Here is a 1,168-nt window from a genome sequence, read left to right on the forward strand (position 1 = left end):
CGTTGTAGCCGTTGTCCCAGTACATCGGCACCAGACCGTGTTCGAGCGCAGAACGTGTCACATACTGATCCCAGTGCGTTCGATTGCTGCCCGCCGGATCATGTTCGGTGCGCAGCATGGCGCCATACTCGCCCAGGATAACCGGGATACCTTTGTCGATGAAGGCCGTCTTCATTTTCTGCATCTGCGCGTCCACGTGAGATTCATTGGCCCAGCCGGAAGGGTTGACGGCCTGACCCCACTGCCAGGAATTGCTGTTGGCATCGATGGTGAAGTCCCATGGGTCGTAGAAGTGCACTTCCATCATCAAGCGGTTGCTTACGCGGTCATCCGGCATGGAAGCGTTGCAGCTCAAGGCATTGTCGATATTGGTGTTATACGCTTGCACGACCAGATGACGGTGCAGGTTATTACCGCCGGTACTGCGCACTGCCGTGACGAAGGTCTGGTTGAAGCCTTTCTGCACCTCGCAGTTCTCGGCAGTCGGCGGGCTATAGTGGCCGGGGACCAGGACTTCATTGGTACCTGCGAACAGCAGCGTATCGCCGTGATTCCTGAAGTTGCCGGCGATCTGCGTCCAATACTTGCTCAGGCGCGCGTTGGCTGCTGCCTGGTGCGCGTAATCGGGCTGCAGCCAGCCGCCATCCCAGTGAATATTGAGAATGGCGTACAGGCCCGCCCTGTGCGCATAGTTCACAACCTGCGTCACGCGCTCCATCCAGCGTGGACTGATCTTGTCGTCGGCGTCCGCATATTGGCTCCACGCCGCCGGAATGCGCACGCTTTTGAAGCCGGCGGCCTTGATGGCATTGAACAAGGCCTGATTGGCGGGTGGATTACCCCAGGCCGTCTCACTTCCGGTGGCTTCCAGCGCATTGCCGAGGTTCCAGCCGGGCGCCATTTGCTGGGCAAATTGCAGGCTGCCGATATCGCGCATGGCATCCTCAGCATGCGCGGCAGACGCCGCGCAGATTGCAAGGACCAACAGAGTCTTCGATCTCACCGTTTCACCGTCAGTGCTTTGCCTTCGTACGTGACTTGCTTGTCTGCCTTATCGAAGGACTGCGCGGCCGCAGTGCCAGCACCGATAAACTGGATCTTGAACACGCGCTTTGCCACCATTCCCGGATACTGGCCGCTGCGCGCGCCTATGGTCACGGTGCCGGTC

At 59.3% G+C, this 1,168-nt stretch carries 1 protein-coding gene; it reads right to left on the reverse strand.

Annotated elements, in window-relative coordinates:
• The coding region (locus tag AB4Z11_RS32180) for a glycoside hydrolase family 5 protein (protein ID WP_442030307.1) at positions 1–985 on the reverse strand (985 nt) is incomplete at its 3' end.
• Positions 986–1,168 lie beyond the last annotated feature (183 nt).

Origin of the sequence: Pseudoduganella sp. RAF53_2, assembly GCF_052113985.1 — a bacterium.
GTDB lineage: Bacteria > Pseudomonadota > Gammaproteobacteria > Burkholderiales > Burkholderiaceae_D > Rugamonas.